Below are 16,970 nucleotides of genomic sequence, written 5' to 3' on the forward strand. Positions count from 1 at the left end.
GGGAAGGAGGCAATATGGACGAACGAAAAATTTTTATTCTTGGCGCCATTTTGCAGTCCTATATCAATGAAGGTCAGCCCATCGGTTCGCGTACCTTGCGCCGCGACTACGAGATGAATATCTCCGCGGCGACCATTCGCAATGAGATGAGCGATTTGGAACATATGGGCTATTTGGAAAAGGCACACACCTCTTCCGGACGCATTCCCGTTGAAAAAGCCTATCGCTGGTATGTGGATGAACTGTTGCGCCGCGGGGAAGAACCTGCGCCGGTATCGGCATTGAGCAGTCGAAGCCTGCTGAAACAATCGTATGATCCGGAAAATCTGCTGGATCAGGCACTCACGATTCTTTCTGATTTAACCGACAGTGTTGCGTTCGCTCTTCTGCCGGCGCGCACGGAAGATATCATTGAAAAGATTCGCTTTTTGCCGCTCTCGGCACATGAATTGCTCATGGTTACCGTGTTTAACACCCGTTTCGTAGATACCGAACTGATACGCCTCGGTGCCGATTACAGCAAGGAGCGGCTCGAGCGTCTGGGTGAAATTTTCCAGGAGCTGTTTGAAGGCCATCGTCTTCGTGATGTATCCGCTTTTTTGCAGTCGGATTATTTCAGCGGTACGGTGGTACACGGCAATTTGATGAGCGAATTGATCCCGACATTGCTGGAACGTCTCCATGCAAAGCACGGCGAACGCGTGGTGTTCCAGGGTATGGCCAAATGGCTGCACTTTGTTGAGGGAAGCGATTTGCCGGATGCGCTGCAGTTTCTTGAAGAATTGCGCCATACACCGGAATTTCTCGGCCTTCTCGAGGAAATCTCGCCTCAACAGGGCATGATCGTGCGCATCGGCTCGGAAAATGAATTGCCTCTGCTTAACAAGGCCTCTCTCATTGCTACGCCGTTTCGTGTGCATGGCGAGGTTTATGGAGCGCTCGGCATCATCGGCCCCTTGCGTTTGCACTATCGCAATGTGATCGATCACGTCCGTAGAATGGGAAAATACCTCGATTCCATCACGAGTCGAGTTTAACGAAAAATTCCGGCGGTAGCGCAGGTCATACCGCGGAAAGGAGGAAACATGAAGAACAAAAAGAAAACCATGACCGTGGAAGAACGACTGAACCGGGAAGAAGAGACGACGCAGAAAACGGATGAGAAAGAGACCGATGCGAAAATGAAGGATCGCGATGACGCCTCTGATCACAGAAAGACGGAGACACCTCACGAAGAAGCGGACGGCGAGACGGAAACGAAAGCGAACGATGTCGACGAAACATCCGCGAATGAAAAAGCGGATGAAACATCCGAGGATGACAACAAGGATGCATCCATCGATGCGTCGGAAAATGAGGAGATCACCGTCCGGTATTTGCGTTTACAGGCGGATTTTCAAAACTACAAGCGCCGTAGCGAAGAGGAACAGAAAAATACGGTGCGCTATGCGAATGAGCGCCTGATTCTTCAGCTTCTGGACGTGGTGGATAATTTTGAACGCGCATTGGCGACCGAAAAGGAACACGACAATTTTTTCCTGGGCATGGAAATGATTCATTCCCAGTTACGCGAGATATTGGAAAAGAACGGAGTGGAAGCAATTTTAGCGGATGGCGAAGCCTTTGATCCCAATCTGCACCATGCGGTACTCACCGAAGAGAGTGCAGAAGTCGATGAAGGACACGTCATTGAAACCCTGCAGACAGGATATAAGTTGAACGGAAAATTGATTCGGCCGGCCATGGTCAAAGTGGCGAAATAAGGCTGAGCGACAAGGAGGAAAAGAATATGGGAAAAATTATCGGTATTGACTTAGGAACGACGAACTCGGCAGTAGCCATCATGGAAGGCGGCCAGGCAACGATTATCGCAAATGCGGAAGGAAATCGAACCACACCGTCCGTTGTCGCGTTTACGAAGGACGGCGAGCGCCTGGTTGGCGAAACCGCCAAACGTCAGGCTATCATGAACCCGGATCGTACGATTGCATCGATTAAACGCGACATGGGAACAGACCGAAAGGTGACCATTGATGGCAAGGCGTATACGCCGCAGGAAATTTCCGCGATGACCTTGCAGAAGTTGAAAGCAGATGCGGAAAGCTATCTCGGCCAGACCGTTTCCGAAGCGGTTATCACGGTGCCGGCGTACTTTACGGATGCTCAGCGTCAGGCGACCAAGGACGCGGGAAAAATTGCCGGCTTGGATGTCAAACGTATCATTAACGAGCCGACGGCGGCGGCATTAGCCTATGGCGCCGACAAAGAGGAAGAATCGTCCAAGATCATGGTCTTTGACCTGGGCGGCGGCACCTTCGACGTGTCTATTTTGGAAGTGGGCGACGGGGTGTTTGAAGTGCTTTCCACCCGCGGCAACAACCGTTTGGGCGGCGATGACTTCGATAACGCTCTAATGGACTACATTGCGGAAGACTTCAAGAAAGAAAACGGCGTTGACCTACGCCTGGATCCGACCAGCGATCAGCGCTTGAAGGATGCGGCGGAAAAAGCGAAGAAAGAACTTTCCAGCGCAATGACCTCGACCATCAACCTGCCGTTTATCACGGCGGTCAACGGCCAGCCGGTGCATCTGAACATGTCGGTATCCCGTGCGAAGTTTGAGGAACTCATCGCACCGATCGTAAAGAAAACGGAAGAACCGGTATTGAATGCGTTGAAAGATGCAAATTTGACCGCTTCTGATCTGAATAAGGTGTTGCTGGTGGGTGGATCGACCCGTGTACCGATGGTACAGGAGCTGGTTAAGAAACTTACCGGTAAGGATCCGCAGAAGGACATTAACCCGGATGAATGCGTTGCGCTCGGTGCCGCCATTCAGGGTGGTGTGTTGACCGGGGAAGTAAAGGATCTGTTGCTTCTGGACGTCACGCCGCTGTCCTTGGGTCTCGAAACGCTCGGTGGCGTCACTACGGTACTGATTCCGCGCAACACCACCATTCCGACGAAAAAGAGCCAGACGTTTACGACGGCTGCCGACAACCAGACGTCTGTAGATATTCACGTACTGCAGGGCGAGCGTGAAATGGCGGCAGACAACACGACACTCGGTCGCTTCCAGCTTTCGGGCATTCCGGCGGCACGTCGCGGCATTCCGCAAATCGAAGTCACCTTCGATATTGATGCCAACGGTATCGTCAATGTCAGCGCCAAAGACATGGGCACGGGCAAAGAGCAGAAGATTACCATTACGTCTTCCACGCATCTTTCGGATGAGGAAATTGATCGCCGCGTGAAAGAGGCGGAGCAGTTTGCGGAAGAAGACAAGAAGAAAAAGGAACTCATTGAAGTCAAGAACCAGGCGGAATCGCTGATCTATCAGACGGAAAATACGCTGAAAGAATTGGGCGATAAAGTCTCGGAAGATGAAAAGAAGAAAGTGGAAGAGAAGATTACGGCCTTAAAGGATGTTGTGGGCGGTGAAAATCTCGATGACATCAAGAAACGTACCGAAGCGTTAACGGGCGAACTCAATACCCTTTCGCAGAAACTGTATGCACAGGCCGGCCAACAGGCGGGCGAACCGAATGCGGGAGCCGGTGCTGCCGGTCAAGGCTCGCAGGGAGATGACGTTGTCGATGCCGATTATGAAGTCGTCGATGACGAAGAATCCAAGGACAAGTAAAGCAATGGCAAGCACATAAAGGAAAGGGCGCTTCGGTGCCCTTTTCTTTATGTGCCGTTTCGATTACAATGACTCTTTAGTGTAAGAAAGGAGCCGGCTTTGCAAGATCCGTATGAAGTGCTCGGCGTGAAGCGTGATGCCGCAATAGGCGAAATCAAAAGAGCGTACCGCCGAAAAGCAAAACAGTACCATCCCGATCTCAATCCGGGAGATGAAAAAGCAGCAAAAAAATTCAATGATTTAAGCGAGGCGTATGGCATTCTGCAGGATCCGGAAAAACGCCGGCTTTATGATACCTATGGCGAGGCGGCCTTTGAAAACGGCATGAACGCCGGCGCCGGCGGCTTCGGCTTTGATATGAATGATATTTTCGGCGACTTATTCGGTGATCTGTTCGGTCGTCGATCTGCGGGTGCACAAAACACCAATCGCGCGCGGCGTGGCGCGGATATTCGTAAAGAAATTCAGCTCAGTTTTCGCGAAGCGTATTTCGGTGTGGAAAAGACCATCACCATACGGCGAGAAAGCGAATGCAGTCATTGTCAAGGAACGGGCGCAAAGGATGCGACAGCAAAAAAGACCTGCCCGACCTGCCATGGCAGCGGAGTGATCAATCGGGAAGTGCATACGCCGTTCGGTCGCATGGTTCAGCAGATGACCTGTACCACGTGCAACGGACGCGGCGAAATTATTGAGGAAGCCTGTCCGCACTGTCACGGTCAAGGGCGAGAAATCGAAAATCGCACGCTGTCGGTAAAAATCCCTGCCGGTGTAGCGGATGGTAACATACTTCCCATGCGCGGACAGGGCCATGGCGGTGCAAATGGCGGACCGGCCGGCGATGTGTACGTTGTCGTCCGCGTTACCCCGTCCGAAATCTATGAACGCCACGGGAACGATCTCTATTTTGAATTGCCCATCTCCTTTGTGCAGGCCACTTTGGGTGATGAAGTGGATGTTCCGACAATGGAAGGAAAAGAGACGTTCCGTATTCCACAAGGGACACAGACGGGTACGCGTTTTACCCTGGAGGGCAAGGGCGTTCCGGATGTGCGTACCAAGCGTCGTGGTGACCTGCATTTTGTTGTGGATATTCAAACCCCGACGCACTTAAATGAAGAGCAGGCGGAAGCGCTACGCGCCTACGCCAAAGCTATGGGCGACGAGGTCGAAGAGAAACAGAAAAACTTCTGGGATAAGGTAAAGGAACTGTTTGATTGATGGAAACGACGTTTTTACAAGTGGCCATGATGTATGGGCGCGAATGGGAGGATGCGGTAGATGCCCTTCTTGCCGACAGCGGTACGCTGGGAACGCAAGCCCTTGATCCGGCAACCATTGCACAATATGAGACCCATCATCCTGATTGGGAGCTGGCGGACGGCGACGCCTTGCGTACAGCGCTGCACAGAGAAGCCGAGAAGGTGGCGGACGAAGCGCCGGGCGAGGACGATGTCATTCAACTGGTTTTCTTCTCTGACGACGCCACGGGACAGCAGGCAATAGAACGCCTGGAACGTAAATGTTATGAGCAGTACGGCGGTGAGATTCGTATTCTGCACGAAAAGCGTGTAGATAACTCCCATTGGGAGGAAGAGTGGAAAAAGACCTATCGACCGCTTTCCCTTGGAAAAACCATCGAAATTGTACCGTCTTGGATGGAGCCGACGGATGCGACACGCCTTCCCATTTTTATTGAACCCGGCATGGCATTCGGCACCGGAACCCATGAAACGACGACGCTGTGTCTGGAAGCCTTGGAACAGCTGTCTTTAGAAGGAAAGAGAGGTCTCGATCTGGGAACGGGCTCGGGAATTCTTGCCATCTACATGAAAAAGAGTGGCATGAATGACGTTTTAGCCACCGATATCAGTGAAGACGCTTTACGTTCTGCGCGGGAGAATGCGAAACGGAATCACGTGGATATTGCCTTCTGCGAGAGTGACCTGCTGAAAAATGTCGAAGGACGGTTTAACGTTCTGGTGTCCAACATATTGGCCGCACCGCTTTTGCGTCTTCTTCCCGATTTGCCGTCTGTTTTGTATCCCGGTGCGCATGTCGTGCTCTCGGGCCTTTTGGCGACCCAACAGGAGACGATTCGATCGGCGCTTATCCATCTCGGCTTTACGGTCACCAACCAAAGTGTAATGGGTGAATGGGCCGGAATGGAAGCGGTATGGCCGACGACGGAAAAATCCGGTATGGAGATGGGAAATTCATCGACATCGCGCGCGAAAAGCGCATCCTCAAAGGAAACGAAACAATGAAGAAACGCGTTGCCTTTCATACCTTGGGCTGTAAAGTCAATCAATACGAAACCGAAGCCATGGAGGAACTCTTTCTTCGTGAAGGGTATTGCCTTGCCGACGAAAACCAAGCCGCTGACGTGGTCGTGATCAACACGTGCACGGTGACCCATACATCGGATGCTAAAAGTCGCCAGCAGGTGCGGAAAATGAAGCGCGAAAATCCAAATGCGGTGATTGCTGTGGTCGGCTGTTATGCCCAGGTTGCGGCGGAGACGCTTTCCGCGCTTCCGGAAGTGGACATCGTGCTCGGAACGAAGGGCAGACAACGCCTGCCGGCGCTTGTGGATGAGGTATGGCGAACGGGAAAACAGCAAATTGCGGTAGAAGATCTCGATGCGGTAACCGATTTTGATGCATTGACCATTGAGACGGAACAATCTACGACGCGAGCAACGGTAAAGATTCAGGAAGGCTGCGATATGTTCTGCTCCTACTGCATCATTCCCTATGCACGCGGGCACATCGCCTCCAGGCCGCTTTCTTCGATCGTAAAAGAGGCCGAAGCGCTTGCAGCGCGTGGCTTTCAGGAACTGGTGCTTACCGGCATCCACGTGGCAAGTTACGGAAAAGATGCCCGCTTCCGTACAGAAACATCGGGCATGGAGCTTACGGATGTCATTGAAGCCGTGGCAGCGATTCCGGAAATCCGTCGTATCCGTCTGTCGAGCATCGAACCGCGCTGGGTAACCCCGGAGAAACTGGAGCGCTTGGCAGCCACGGGCAAGTTGTGCCCGCATTTTCATCTTTCGTTGCAAAGCGGTTCCGACCGCATTTTGGAAAAAATGAATCGCCATTATACGACTGCGGTGTATGCGGAAAAGGTGGATGCTATTCGCCGCGTCTTTCCGAATGCCGGGTTAACGACGGATGTCATTGTCGGTTTTCCGGAAGAAGGCGAAAAAGAATTTCAGGATACGTTGGCCTTTACTCGTCAAATCGGTTTTTCGCGTATGCATATTTTCCCCTATTCTCCGCGACAGGGAACGCCGGCTGCCTTGTTTTCCGGACAGGTGGATGCAGCAATCAAGAAGGAGCGCGCTGCGCGTCTGGCGGAACAGGAAGTAACCATGCGGCATGCTTTCATGGACCGAATGATCGGAAAAACCTTATCGGTTCTTACGGAAGAAAAGCGGGACGAGAAGGGACGAATCAGCGGCTACTCCGGCAATTACTTGCGGGTGGCTCTTCCGGCGTCGACAGAAGTGCAGACCAGAAGAGAAGAGGGAGTTGACCTTCATACCGGAGGAGTTGACGTTCTGTCACCGGAGGTAAATCATATTTACTCTGTTCGTGTGCTGAAACGCGATGGAGAAGAATTGGTCGGTATAACGACCGGAGAGGAGAAGAACGCGTGAAAAATACAGCGCATCCCATTCGTGACTATTGGACAACGGTATTAAACGGCATGGCATGGGGGTTGTTTTCCTCGCTGCTCATCGGTTTAATTATCAAACAGATCGGCTCGCTGACCCATATTTCCCTGTTGATCACGATGGGGTCGGTTGCCCAGAAACTCATGGGACCGGCGATCGGCGTCGGCATCGCGGCTGTACTTGATGCGCCGGCTCTGGTCGTTCTTTCTGCGGTGGTATTGGGTGCGCTCGGCGCCGGCAGTATTGCTATTGATGCGGCGGGTGTAGCCACCATCGGCATCGGGGAACCTGTAGGGGCTTTCGTTGCTGCGCTTGCCGGCGTGGAGGTCGGCCGTCGCGTGGCGGGAAAAACACCGGTTGATATTGTGCTCGTCCCGTTTGTGACCATTGTGACCGGGGGGCTTGCCGGTTTCTTTTTAGCTCCATATATTTCGGACATGATGAACGGCTTGGGAGATCTTATCAACCGCGCCACACAATTGCAGCCCATCCCGATGGGAATTGTCCTCAGCGTACTTATGGGGATGATTCTGACCTTGCCCATTTCCAGTGCGGCATTATCCATTTCCCTCGGCCTTTCTGGCCTTGCTGCCGGTGCGGCAACGGTGGGATGCTGTTGTAATATGATCGGCTTTGCGGTCATTTCGTATCGCGATAACGGTTTTGGCGGCAGTCTGGCGCAGGGAATCGGCACATCTATGCTGCAAATGCCCAACATCATCAAAAAGCCGGTAGTTTGGCTTCCGGCCATCGTTTCCTCGGCTATTCTCGGGCCTATTTCCACTGCGGTGTTGGGGATGACCTCCAACGCATCCGGTGCAGGGATGGGCACAAGCGGACTGGTCGGACAGTTTGCAATGCTGGACGTCATGGGACACTCCCCGTCCGTTCTATTGCAGATGGGCGTGATGCACTTTTTAGCGCCGGCTGTGCTTTCATATGCGGTTTATCGTATCCTATGTAGCTGGGGATGGATTTCCTCGGGAGATCTTCAGCTTGCGTTCGGCAAGAAGGGAAAATAATCGCAGCAATCTCGTCGACTTGCAGAATCGACAAAACACCGATAGAATAGAAACAATTCAATATCGACTGGGGGTGCTACGGCTGAGAGGTGCAAACCAACCCTGAACCTGATCTATGTAATGATAGCGGAGGGAAGTTCGAGAGAATTCAACAGGAATTCCGTAACGCCGCTCTGCGGCGTTTTTCTTTTCCCGATATTGAATGGCTGCATTCGGTTTCCGCGCCTTTTTATCAAACCGGTGAAAAGCGTCCACAACCGAAGAACCGAAGGAGGAAATATGTCGGAACAAACGTTGAACATGCCGAGCAAAAACGGCTTCTCCACACGCATGGTGGCAGAAGCAGGCGTTATGATTGCTTTGGCGAAGAGTTTGTCTTTTATTAAGCTGTTCGAGATGCCGATGGGCGGCAGCGTGACCCTGGCCTCGATGGCGCCGGTCCTGTTTTTCGCGATTCGTTGGGGATGGCAAAAAGGACTTTTGGTCGGCCTTGTCTATGGCTTGGTGGATTACCTTTTAGGTGGCTATACCGTACACCCGTTACAGGTATTGTTGGATTATCCGCTGGCTTATATGATGTTGGGCTTTGCCGGCCTGCAGCGTGCTTCAGACGGGGACGGCTTCTTTTCGCATTTACCGTCGCTGATTCTCGCTGTAGCGTTGCGCTTGGCTATGCACGTACTATCCGGATGTGTCTTTTATTCCACCATCGACTTTACCAAAGCCGGTGCCTCGCTGGGCGAGGCGTTTACGCTAACCAATATGGGCGCCGGGTTTATGTATAGCCTGCAGTACAATGCTGCCTTCCTGGGTGTGGATTTTCTCATTTGTCTGGTGGTGCTTGCCCTGGCCTGGCAACCGTTGCGCAAGCGCATGCATCGCGTCTGAAGGCGTGACGTTAAAGTATCGAAAGAAAAAAGGAAGTCCGAAATATTTCGGACTTCCTTTTTTCTTTCGATTCTCTTTCCTTCATCCGGAAAAGCGAAATTTTTATTGTATCGTGATGGACTTCTTTTTGGTCACTTCCTGTGCGAAAGGCAGTTCCACGCGCAGTACGCCATTTTCCAGGCCGGCGTGAATCGCCTCTTCGTTGATATCGCCAAGACGGATACGACGTGAGCTGTTGGTCATGCGACGTTCGCGATGCAGATAATTTTTCTCCTTATCGCTTTCCTCGTTTTCTTCTTCCTGATGAACGGAAATAGTCAGAACGCCTTCTTCCACTTCGACATCCACGTTTTCTTTGGTTATGCCGGGAAGATCGGCGGTAACCACGTATTTGTCCGCGTCTTTTTCCACATCCACCTTGAACGAATCGTAAATGGCGTTATCCAGGCCACTCTTGAAAAAATCATCAATCATGTCGTTCATGACGGCAAAGCTCGGGGCTAATGTTCTTCTATACGGTACGATTTTCATATGGTCTCCTTTCCTCCCACGGGGGAGCGATATACACTTGTTCGTTGAATGATTCTCAACTTGACTTTATTATACCATCTCTGACCTTAATGTCAAGAAAAATTATCACTCATTAAGAAAGAGTGATAATAACAAGCGACAGATATAGTGAAAAATGAATTTTCGTGAGGAATGGCCGGGTTGGGGTAAATTAGGAAAAGAAAACACACGAAAGGTTTGCGCCCTTTCGTTTTCAGGAGGGACTATGCATAATATTCACGATTCAGAAGAAAATTATCTCGAAGCTATTGTTGTGCTTGAACGAGACCTTGGCGTCGTGCGTTCCATCGATGTCGCTAATCATCTTGAGTTGAGCCGCGCATCGGTCAGCAATGCCATCAAAAAATTGGAACAGGAAGGCCGCGTGACCATGGAAGAAGACGGCTCACTCCTGCTGTCTTCCTCCGGAAGAGCGATCGGGGAAGAGATTGATTTGCGACACCGCACGCTTAAGGATTGGTTTTTACATGTGGGGGTTTCTCCGGAAGTCGCGGAGAATGACGCCTGCAAGGTGGAGCACGCTATTTCCTCCGAGACATTTGCTTGTCTTCGGGCTTATTTTGATAAGAACATTCGAGAGTAGGCAACAGAATGCAGCAGTTTTTTCTTTCCGAACGACTCGCTGTCGGGCAGAAAGTGACTTTTCCTGCCGAAACCGAAAGGCAGCTTCGTCAGGTGTTGCGTGTACGTGGCGGTGAGTCGGTGCGTCTTGTAGACACGGAAGGCAAGGCGTTTCTTGCGCATCTCACAGTCAGTAGGAAATCCGTCGGCGCGGAGTGTGTTGTCGTCCTGAAGGAAAAACGCGAACTGGACAGTCCCCTAATTCTTGCTCCGGCACGGATAAAGAAAGAGAAGTGGGAATGGTTGCTTCAAAAGGCAACCGAACTTGGCGTTACAGCGATTCAGCCGCTGGTAACGGATCGCGTGAACGAAGCGGAGCCCACGCCGAATCGCGTTATTCGTTGGCGTCGCATTTTACAGGAAGCGGCGGAACAGTGCGAACGTCATCGGATTCCGTTGTTACAGGAAACGCTTACGCTGGACGCTTTGCTGACGCTCTTGCGTGAATCACCAGATCAGTACGGCATCGTGCTTGCGGAACGGCAGGAAGAAAAAGCGCCATCGTTAAGCGAGGTGCTTAAGCAGGTGGCGCCGGGACGAACGATTGTGTTGGTGGTGGGACCCGAAGGGGGATTTTCTCCCGATGAATTTGCCCGTTTTGCCGATTCGGGATTGCCCTTTGCCAGTCTGGGACCGCGCATTCTCCGTGCAGAGACGGCAGCCATACTCAGTGCCGGTATGACCGCACAATGGTTGGAGACAAACGGGAGAGACCGCATGTAGCGGAAAAGTTCCCGTTGTCCATTTTAGTCTTTTTTCGGGGCAAACAGGTTACGCAAACGATCAAAGAAGCTCGTCTTTTCTTCAACCGGAGCTTCTTTTTTTGTCTCTTCCGGTAGGCGAATTTCTTCGGTCATGAGGACGAATTGCACCTGAGCAATCTTTCCGTTTCGTGCATCGGCAAAGGAAGTCATATCCTCCTTCTTCGGCTTCACTTCGTCCATAAGCGATTGAACTTTTTCATCGATCTTTTCATTCATATTGCCGGTTTGCGCGGCGAATTGTGCCGTTCCATCCGCCAGCTGTCGTGCGCCATCTGCGGCGGAGGCCAAGCCGTCTCCGAATCGAGAAAAGCCCTCCTGCCATTGCACCATGCCATCCGAGGCTTTACCCACCCCGGCCAGATAGTTGGAAAGGCCGTTCTTCAAGGCGCCGCCGTTTTGCGCCAATTGATCGACGCCGTTCGTATACGCCTTCATGCCGCCCAACAGCTCACCAAGTCCTCCCGTAATCCGTGTAACACCCGAGGCGACCTGTTCCTGTCCGTTCAACAGAGCGTTGGTTGTTTCGGGAGCCACTAAGCGGTCAACGCCGATGAGGAGAGCGGAGCTGCCTTCTTTCCATTGTGTGAGGCCGTTGGCAAGGCCCTGAACACCATCATAGAAGGTTGCTTTTTTCGGATCTTGCGGTTTATCCTCTTCCGGTTTTTTCTTTTCGTCTTCTTTCTTTTTACCGAACCCTTGACTTAGCGTCTGCACGCCTTTCGTGTACTGTTCCAAGCCTCTGTGAAACGCGTCGTATTGCGCATTCAGTTTTTGTACACCCTCGACGAGCGGCATTTGACCTTCTTGAATCGCATCCATGGCGCCCACAAGTTTTTGCAGGTTTTCAATGGCTCCGGTCATGCCGGCTTCCATTTCGTTTGCCTGATTTGCGGTTTCGGTCATCGCTATCTTCAGTTGCAGCAAAGGCGCCTGTCCTGCGGGACCGGCCGTATCATAGAGTGCATGAAGCGCTTCGCGCTGGACGGCCAACTGTTGCGCAGCCTTTTCGCCCTGATAGGCGAGCAACTTTTGTACATCGGGATTGGCCAAGGCTTCAGCCGATAAGCCTGCTTCCTGTACGATCTGTTCCGCCGTGGGTTGTGGCATATTTTCCAGCGCGGCGATTTGCTCACCAAAGGCGGCATAGACCGTATCCACGGCCTCCTTTGCTTCCGCCAGCTGTTGGGCGGATCCGGCGACACGCGTTTTTGCCTGTTCCAATTCCGCAATGGTGGGAAGTTGCAGTGCATCCGCCGGATTTGTGTTCCCCTGAGAAAGTGCGGCACTCAATTGTTTAAGCGCCTCTTCGATTTGTCCGGAATAGCCGTAAAGCGTTTGGCCTTCTTCACTGAGGGTCGTCAAGGCATCACGTGTTTTCGTGGCTCCTTCCAACAACTCGTTTGCTCCGTTCGAAAGCGGCGTGGCTGCGCCGATGCTTTGTTTTGTCCCTTCAACGTAGCGTCCGACGCCGTCCACATAACTGCGCCAGCCTTCATTTACCTTGGTTATGGCATCCTGTAATGCATCCGTACCGTCGATGCTCACCGTAAGACCTTCACGCAAGGCGTTTCCGTTTTCGTTCAGTGCCTGCAGCCCGCCGAAAAATTGCTCACTGCCTTGTGCCAGTGCCCCGGAAGAATCTTTTAATGTGCTGAAGGCGGAAGAGAGACGTCCAAAGCCAAGCGCCAATTCGCCATATCCGTTATTGGCCGTGGAAAGGCCGGAAGATAACTGTGCGCCAGCGTCATTCAGCGCTTTTGTGCCGTCCTGCAGCTTTTGTAGATCCGGATCTTGGGAGAAGTCGGGAAGCGTCAGGTTATCCATGTCCATGGAGAAGGGGACGCCGGCAATGGTGATGGCGGGAAGGTGGAAGTTCGTCACCTCGGCATGGAGCGTAAACGTTTTGGCTCCGCTTCCGGGAAGCGCGACGAAGTTGACCTGTCGATCGCCGCCCACTTGAACCAGCGTCCCGCCTTCTGCCGTAATATTTTCCGCCACATCCTGCGGAAGCGTGATGGATGTCTGCAGCATGAGCTGTCCGGCCCAGGAGGCGCTTTCCTCCGCTTTTGCATCGTTTCCGTTCGATGAATGTTTTACCGGCGTAATCGTCAATTCCAAGCTGAAAGTTCCGGATTTTCCGGCCAATTGCTCAGCAGAAACCGGTTGGCCATCCAGCGTATAACGCAGAGCGATGGTCCAAGGAAGTGTTCGACCGGACAACTCTCCTTGATAGAAAAAGGCGGTTTTTCCCGTTTTCACCGCATTTTCGTTGGCTTGTGCAGAATTCAGGTCGCCCTCGACGGAAATTTCCTTTACCGACTTGTACGCGCCGAAATCTTTCATCGGCTCACCGTTGGGCTCAAAACGGTTCACGACGTAGATGTTTTTTACGGCACCGTTGCTTTGCAGGGAAGCGTATACGACTTCCGACTTATGCTTTCCGGCTAAAACCTCTGCGGTAAACGCTGACCCGGACTCCGCAGAAACCGGGATAGAGAGAGGCATCGCGAGCAACGCTGCCGCAAGAAGAAGGCTGGTAATGCGTTTTGGTGTGCGTGTGGAATGTTTCATAGTCCCTCCTTCGAAAGGGCGTTCGGATGATCCGCCACAAATTGGCGGCCGTATGACGTGCGTTCAACAAGACGATCAAAGACAAAGAGCAATCCCGGCAAAACGAAGATGACCATGAGCAGGGAAAGCGACGCTCCACGAGCCAGAACTTCACCGAGCTCACTGACGATCGTCAGTGAAGACGTCAGATAGAGAACCAGTCCGGAGCAGGTCAAAATCATTGCGGGAGGAAGCAGCGAGGGGATCGTCTCCCGCGCTGCTAAGCCGAGCGTTTCACGGCGATTGAGCCGCGTACGATGATCACAATAATGTTCCGTATACAGGATGGCATAATCCACAGTGGAACCAAGCTGTACGGTGGAAATGATGAGAAAGCCAATATAACTTAACGGCGACCCCGTGAAATAGGGAACGGAAAGGTTGAGCCAGATGGCAATTTCAATGGTCATGACCAGAAGAATGGGCAAAAAGAGTGAGCGGAAGGCGACCGCAATGGTCAAGGCGATGGTCAATACCGCAAGGCCGTTAACGATGAGATTATCGGAGCGTACCGTTGCGCGCATATCGTCCGTCACCACCGGATAACCCGTCATTTGTATTGTATCGCCATACAGCTCTTTTGCGATATCGCGGATTTCCGCCACCGTAGCGAAGGCGACATCTCCTTCACGCGCCATGGTTGCATTCAGGATGAAATGACTGTAGTTCGGAGACACAAGAAGATCCAGGCCTTTCCTTGAAATTACTTCCTGAGGGATGGCAGCATCGGCCATGGATACATAGGACATGACCGTATCGACCGACCCAATTTTTTCGAGTCTTTCTTGCAGCTGTTGTTCTTTCTGTAAATCACCTCGCGGCACTAAAAGAGAGATTTGCTGTTGCTGACCAAAGTGCGCATCAATGGCCTGAACATCATGTTCGGCGGCACTTCCTTTCGGAAAGTTTCCCATGCCATAGACGAAGGAATTGTTCTGTGCCGCTAAAAACGCCGGCACAAGAATAATGGCCACTAGCACGACAAAGCGATAGCGTCGGCGATAGATCATTTTGCCTACGCGTTGAAAATCCGGCAGCAGTGGACGATGGGCCAAACGATCCAGCGGACGTTGTAGGACGAGAATGAGCGCCGGAAGGAAGAGAAGCACGGTTAAAAAGGAGAAGACGATACCTTTTGCCATTACGATGCCCAGGTCGGCGCCAATACGAAATTGCATGAAGAGTAACGCCAGAAAACCGAAAAAGGTGGTGGCAGCGGAAGAAGCAATTGCAATGGAGGAGCGCACCATGGCGGCCGCCATGGCTTCCTCATTATCCATCCCGGCGGCACGGTTCATGTTGTAGCGATTGAGCAGGAAGATCGCATAATCCATGGAGACGGCCAGTTGCAGGACACCGGCGACGGCCTGCGTGATGAAGGAGACGCTGCCCAAGAGCAGGTTCGTGCCGAGGTTGAGTAATACGCTCACTCCAATGGTCAACAAGAACAGCAACGGTTGCAGCCAGGAAGAGGTGCTGATGAGCAGAATGGCAAAGACGATAGGAACAATGAACAGGGTGATGGAACGGATTTCGGAATTTACGGCATTTTGTGCACTGGCCAATTCCATCAGCTGACCGGAAATCCAGCAATCCTCATTGACCGAACGCAAAAACTGTACCGAATCGCGTGCGTTAACGGTATCCGCGGAAACCTGAAACAGAGCTCGTCCCTCCTTCAGGTAGGTTTTCACGGTGTGCGGATCCAGTTGTTCCGTCGGCGTGTGAATGTCCGCAATGTCATCCAGCCAAAGCACCTGATCGATGCAGTCGGTCGCTTCCAGTTTGGCCTTAATTTCGAGCGCATCGCGCACCGAATTCACCGGATAGGAGACACGGGCATTCGGCATGACAAAGGAAAACTCTTTTTTTAGTGTCTGCAACGCCTCGGAAGACGGCGCATGGGCGGGAAGATAATCTGCCATATCGTAGTTTACGGGAACCTTTGTTGCCGCAACGGCGGACAGTGCCGTAAGGATGACAAACAGCACAAGGACGGCAATACGATGACGTAAAACAAATGCAGCGCTTCGTTTCATAAGTACTCCTTACCCTGATTTCTCGCGCGGAGCGAAAGCGAAACAGGCTTTCTTCGCCTGGTGATCGTGGATTTTTTCTCTTATACTTATGATACGTGATTTTGCCGAAAAGAGTTGAGAAAAATGTGATGATCCCATCATGAAAGTACCGAAAAGAGAGAAAAGGAGGAAGGAATTGAACGCGATACAACAAAAAGTCGAACATTGTACACAGCAGGTTCGTGCACGTCTGAAGGAGATGCCGCGCATAGGCATAGTGCTTGGATCCGGTTTGGGTGATCTGGCGGAAGCGATGGATGAACCGGTCTATATTCCTTATGCGGAAATTGATGGCTTCCCGACGTCAACGGCCCCGGGGCATGTCGGACGTTTCGTTTTTGGCCGTTTTGAAGGCGTTCCTACGGTGATGATGCAGGGACGCATTCACCTTTATGAAGGCTATCCCGTCTCGGATTGCGTGTTGCCCATCCGTCTGATGGCATCACTGGGAATCGATACGCTGATTTTGACCAATGCTGCAGGTGCAGTCAACAAAACCTATCATGTAGGCGATTTTTGCCTGTTAAAGGATCATATTTCTTCTTTTGTTCCTTCGCCGCTTCTCGGCGAAAATGTCCGCGATTGGGGCGTACGCTTTCCGGACATGAGCGAAGTTTACGATCGCGAGTTGCGTGAACGGATGCGCCGAGCAGGCGAGAAATCCGGCTGCACGCTTCATGACGGTGTATATGTACAATTTACAGGGCCGGCCTATGAGACGCCGGCGGAAATACGGATGGCGGCCACGCTGGGCGCCGACATGGTCGGGATGTCGACAGTCATCGAAGCCATTGCCGCTCGTCACATGGGTGTACGCCTGGTGGGCGTTTCGTTGGCCACCAACCTTGCCGCCGGAGTCGGCACCGAAAAGCTCAGCGAAGAGGAAGTCATTGAAGAAGGAAAAAAAGCGGCTACACGCTTTCAGGCGATGATTCGCAACTTTGTGGAGGAGTACCATTTATCATAACAAACCAATGATCTTGTATTCAAAGGAGAATCGTTATAAAAATACAACGATAAAAATAAAATCATGACAAAGATAATGCAACGATAATGAAATCGTTGCATTATCTTCTTGAATTTGTTACGATA

At 52.0% G+C, this 16,970-nt stretch carries 14 protein-coding genes; 11 read left to right on the top strand and 3 right to left on the bottom strand.

Annotated elements, in window-relative coordinates; translation table 11 throughout:
* Positions 1-14: 14 nt before the first annotated feature.
* The 8 genes from hrcA to BN3910_RS00665 all read left to right on the top strand — a co-directional run bounded on the left by hrcA (position 15) and on the right by BN3910_RS00665 (position 9,235).
* Complete coding sequence (hrcA, locus tag BN3910_RS00630; protein WP_066923192.1) at positions 15-1,037, top strand: heat-inducible transcriptional repressor HrcA; 1,023 nt, start codon at positions 15-17, stop codon at positions 1,035-1,037.
* A 48-nt stretch (positions 1,038-1,085) separates the two neighbouring features.
* Complete coding sequence (grpE, locus tag BN3910_RS00635; protein ID WP_066923195.1) at positions 1,086-1,763, top strand: nucleotide exchange factor GrpE; 678 nt, start codon at positions 1,086-1,088, stop codon at positions 1,761-1,763.
* Between the two features lie 26 nt (positions 1,764-1,789).
* Positions 1,790-3,643 carry a molecular chaperone DnaK gene (gene dnaK / locus BN3910_RS00640; protein ID WP_066923198.1) on the top strand — a complete coding sequence of 618 codons (1,854 nt, stop codon included), beginning with the start codon at positions 1,790-1,792 and terminating at the stop codon, positions 3,641-3,643.
* 99 nt (positions 3,644-3,742) lie between these two features.
* Positions 3,743-4,864, top strand: a complete 1,122-nt coding sequence (gene dnaJ / locus BN3910_RS00645) for a molecular chaperone DnaJ (protein ID WP_066923201.1) — start codon at positions 3,743-3,745, stop codon at positions 4,862-4,864.
* Positions 4,864-5,910, top strand: a complete 1,047-nt coding sequence (gene prmA, locus BN3910_RS00650; RefSeq protein WP_066923204.1) for a 50S ribosomal protein L11 methyltransferase — start codon at positions 4,864-4,866, stop codon at positions 5,908-5,910. Before dnaJ ends, prmA begins: the two co-directional genes overlap by 1 nt.
* Entirely contained in the window at positions 5,907-7,307 is a 1,401-nt protein-coding gene (mtaB, locus tag BN3910_RS00655; protein ID WP_075967939.1) for a tRNA (N(6)-L-threonylcarbamoyladenosine(37)-C(2))-methylthiotransferase MtaB, read from the top strand. The genes prmA and mtaB overlap by 4 nt, the downstream gene beginning before the upstream one ends.
* Positions 7,304-8,347, top strand: coding sequence for a PTS transporter subunit IIC (locus tag BN3910_RS00660; RefSeq protein WP_231862174.1), 1,044 nt, complete (start codon positions 7,304-7,306; stop codon positions 8,345-8,347). Before mtaB ends, BN3910_RS00660 begins: the two co-directional genes overlap by 4 nt.
* 279 nt (positions 8,348-8,626) lie before the next feature.
* Positions 8,627-9,235 (top strand): energy-coupled thiamine transporter ThiT, encoded by a 609-nt coding sequence (locus tag BN3910_RS00665; protein WP_066923206.1) that lies wholly within the window; start codon positions 8,627-8,629, stop codon positions 9,233-9,235.
* Between the two features lie 102 nt (positions 9,236-9,337).
* Here the strand turns inward: BN3910_RS00665 and BN3910_RS00670 are convergent, their stop codons facing one another.
* Positions 9,338-9,766, bottom strand: coding sequence for an Hsp20/alpha crystallin family protein (locus tag BN3910_RS00670; protein ID WP_066923208.1), 429 nt, complete (start codon positions 9,764-9,766; stop codon positions 9,338-9,340).
* A 244-nt stretch (positions 9,767-10,010) separates the two neighbouring features.
* Here BN3910_RS00670 and BN3910_RS00675 point away from each other — a divergent pair, with 244 nt between their 5' ends.
* A complete protein-coding gene (locus BN3910_RS00675; RefSeq protein WP_066923211.1) occupies positions 10,011-10,388 on the top strand; it encodes a metal-dependent transcriptional regulator in 378 nt (125 codons plus the stop codon).
* Positions 10,389-10,396: 8 nt separating this feature from the next.
* Positions 10,397-11,149, top strand: a complete 753-nt coding sequence (locus BN3910_RS00680) for an RsmE family RNA methyltransferase (RefSeq protein ID WP_066923214.1) — start codon at positions 10,397-10,399, stop codon at positions 11,147-11,149.
* 23 nt (positions 11,150-11,172) lie between these two features.
* Here the strand turns inward: BN3910_RS00680 and BN3910_RS00685 are convergent, their stop codons facing one another.
* On the bottom strand, positions 11,173-13,761 hold the full coding sequence (locus BN3910_RS00685) for a hypothetical protein (RefSeq protein WP_066923217.1): 2,589 nt from the start codon (positions 13,759-13,761) through the stop codon (positions 11,173-11,175).
* A complete protein-coding gene (locus BN3910_RS00690; RefSeq protein ID WP_066923219.1) occupies positions 13,758-15,839 on the bottom strand; it encodes an efflux RND transporter permease subunit in 2,082 nt (693 codons plus the stop codon). The genes BN3910_RS00685 and BN3910_RS00690 overlap by 4 nt, the downstream gene beginning before the upstream one ends.
* A gap of 175 nt (positions 15,840-16,014) precedes the next feature.
* Here BN3910_RS00690 and BN3910_RS00695 point away from each other — a divergent pair, with 175 nt between their 5' ends.
* Positions 16,015-16,845: a purine-nucleoside phosphorylase gene (locus tag BN3910_RS00695; protein WP_066923222.1), complete on the top strand. Its 831-nt coding sequence runs from the start codon at positions 16,015-16,017 to the stop codon at positions 16,843-16,845.
* Positions 16,846-16,970 lie beyond the last annotated feature (125 nt).

It is taken from the genome of Murdochiella massiliensis, assembly GCF_900059565.1.
Lineage (GTDB): Bacteria > Bacillota > Clostridia > Tissierellales > Peptoniphilaceae > Murdochiella > Murdochiella massiliensis.

Coding starts and splice junctions, on each gene's coding strand:
- hrcA (WP_066923192.1), top strand. CDS start 15: ATGGACGAACGAAAAATTTTTATTCTTGGCGCCATTTTGCAGTCCTAT.
- grpE (WP_066923195.1), top strand. CDS start 1,086: ATGAAGAACAAAAAGAAAACCATGACCGTGGAAGAACGACTGAACCGG.
- dnaK (WP_066923198.1), top strand. CDS start 1,790: ATGGGAAAAATTATCGGTATTGACTTAGGAACGACGAACTCGGCAGTA.
- prmA (WP_066923204.1), top strand. CDS start 4,864: ATGGAAACGACGTTTTTACAAGTGGCCATGATGTATGGGCGCGAATGG.
- mtaB (WP_075967939.1), top strand. CDS start 5,907: ATGAAGAAACGCGTTGCCTTTCATACCTTGGGCTGTAAAGTCAATCAA.
- BN3910_RS00665 (WP_066923206.1), top strand. CDS start 8,627: ATGTCGGAACAAACGTTGAACATGCCGAGCAAAAACGGCTTCTCCACA.
- BN3910_RS00670 (WP_066923208.1), bottom strand. CDS start 9,766: ATGAAAATCGTACCGTATAGAAGAACATTAGCCCCGAGCTTTGCCGTC.
- BN3910_RS00675 (WP_066923211.1), top strand. CDS start 10,011: ATGCATAATATTCACGATTCAGAAGAAAATTATCTCGAAGCTATTGTT.
- BN3910_RS00680 (WP_066923214.1), top strand. CDS start 10,397: ATGCAGCAGTTTTTTCTTTCCGAACGACTCGCTGTCGGGCAGAAAGTG.
- BN3910_RS00685 (WP_066923217.1), bottom strand. CDS start 13,761: ATGAAACATTCCACACGCACACCAAAACGCATTACCAGCCTTCTTCTT.
- BN3910_RS00690 (WP_066923219.1), bottom strand. CDS start 15,839: ATGAAACGAAGCGCTGCATTTGTTTTACGTCATCGTATTGCCGTCCTT.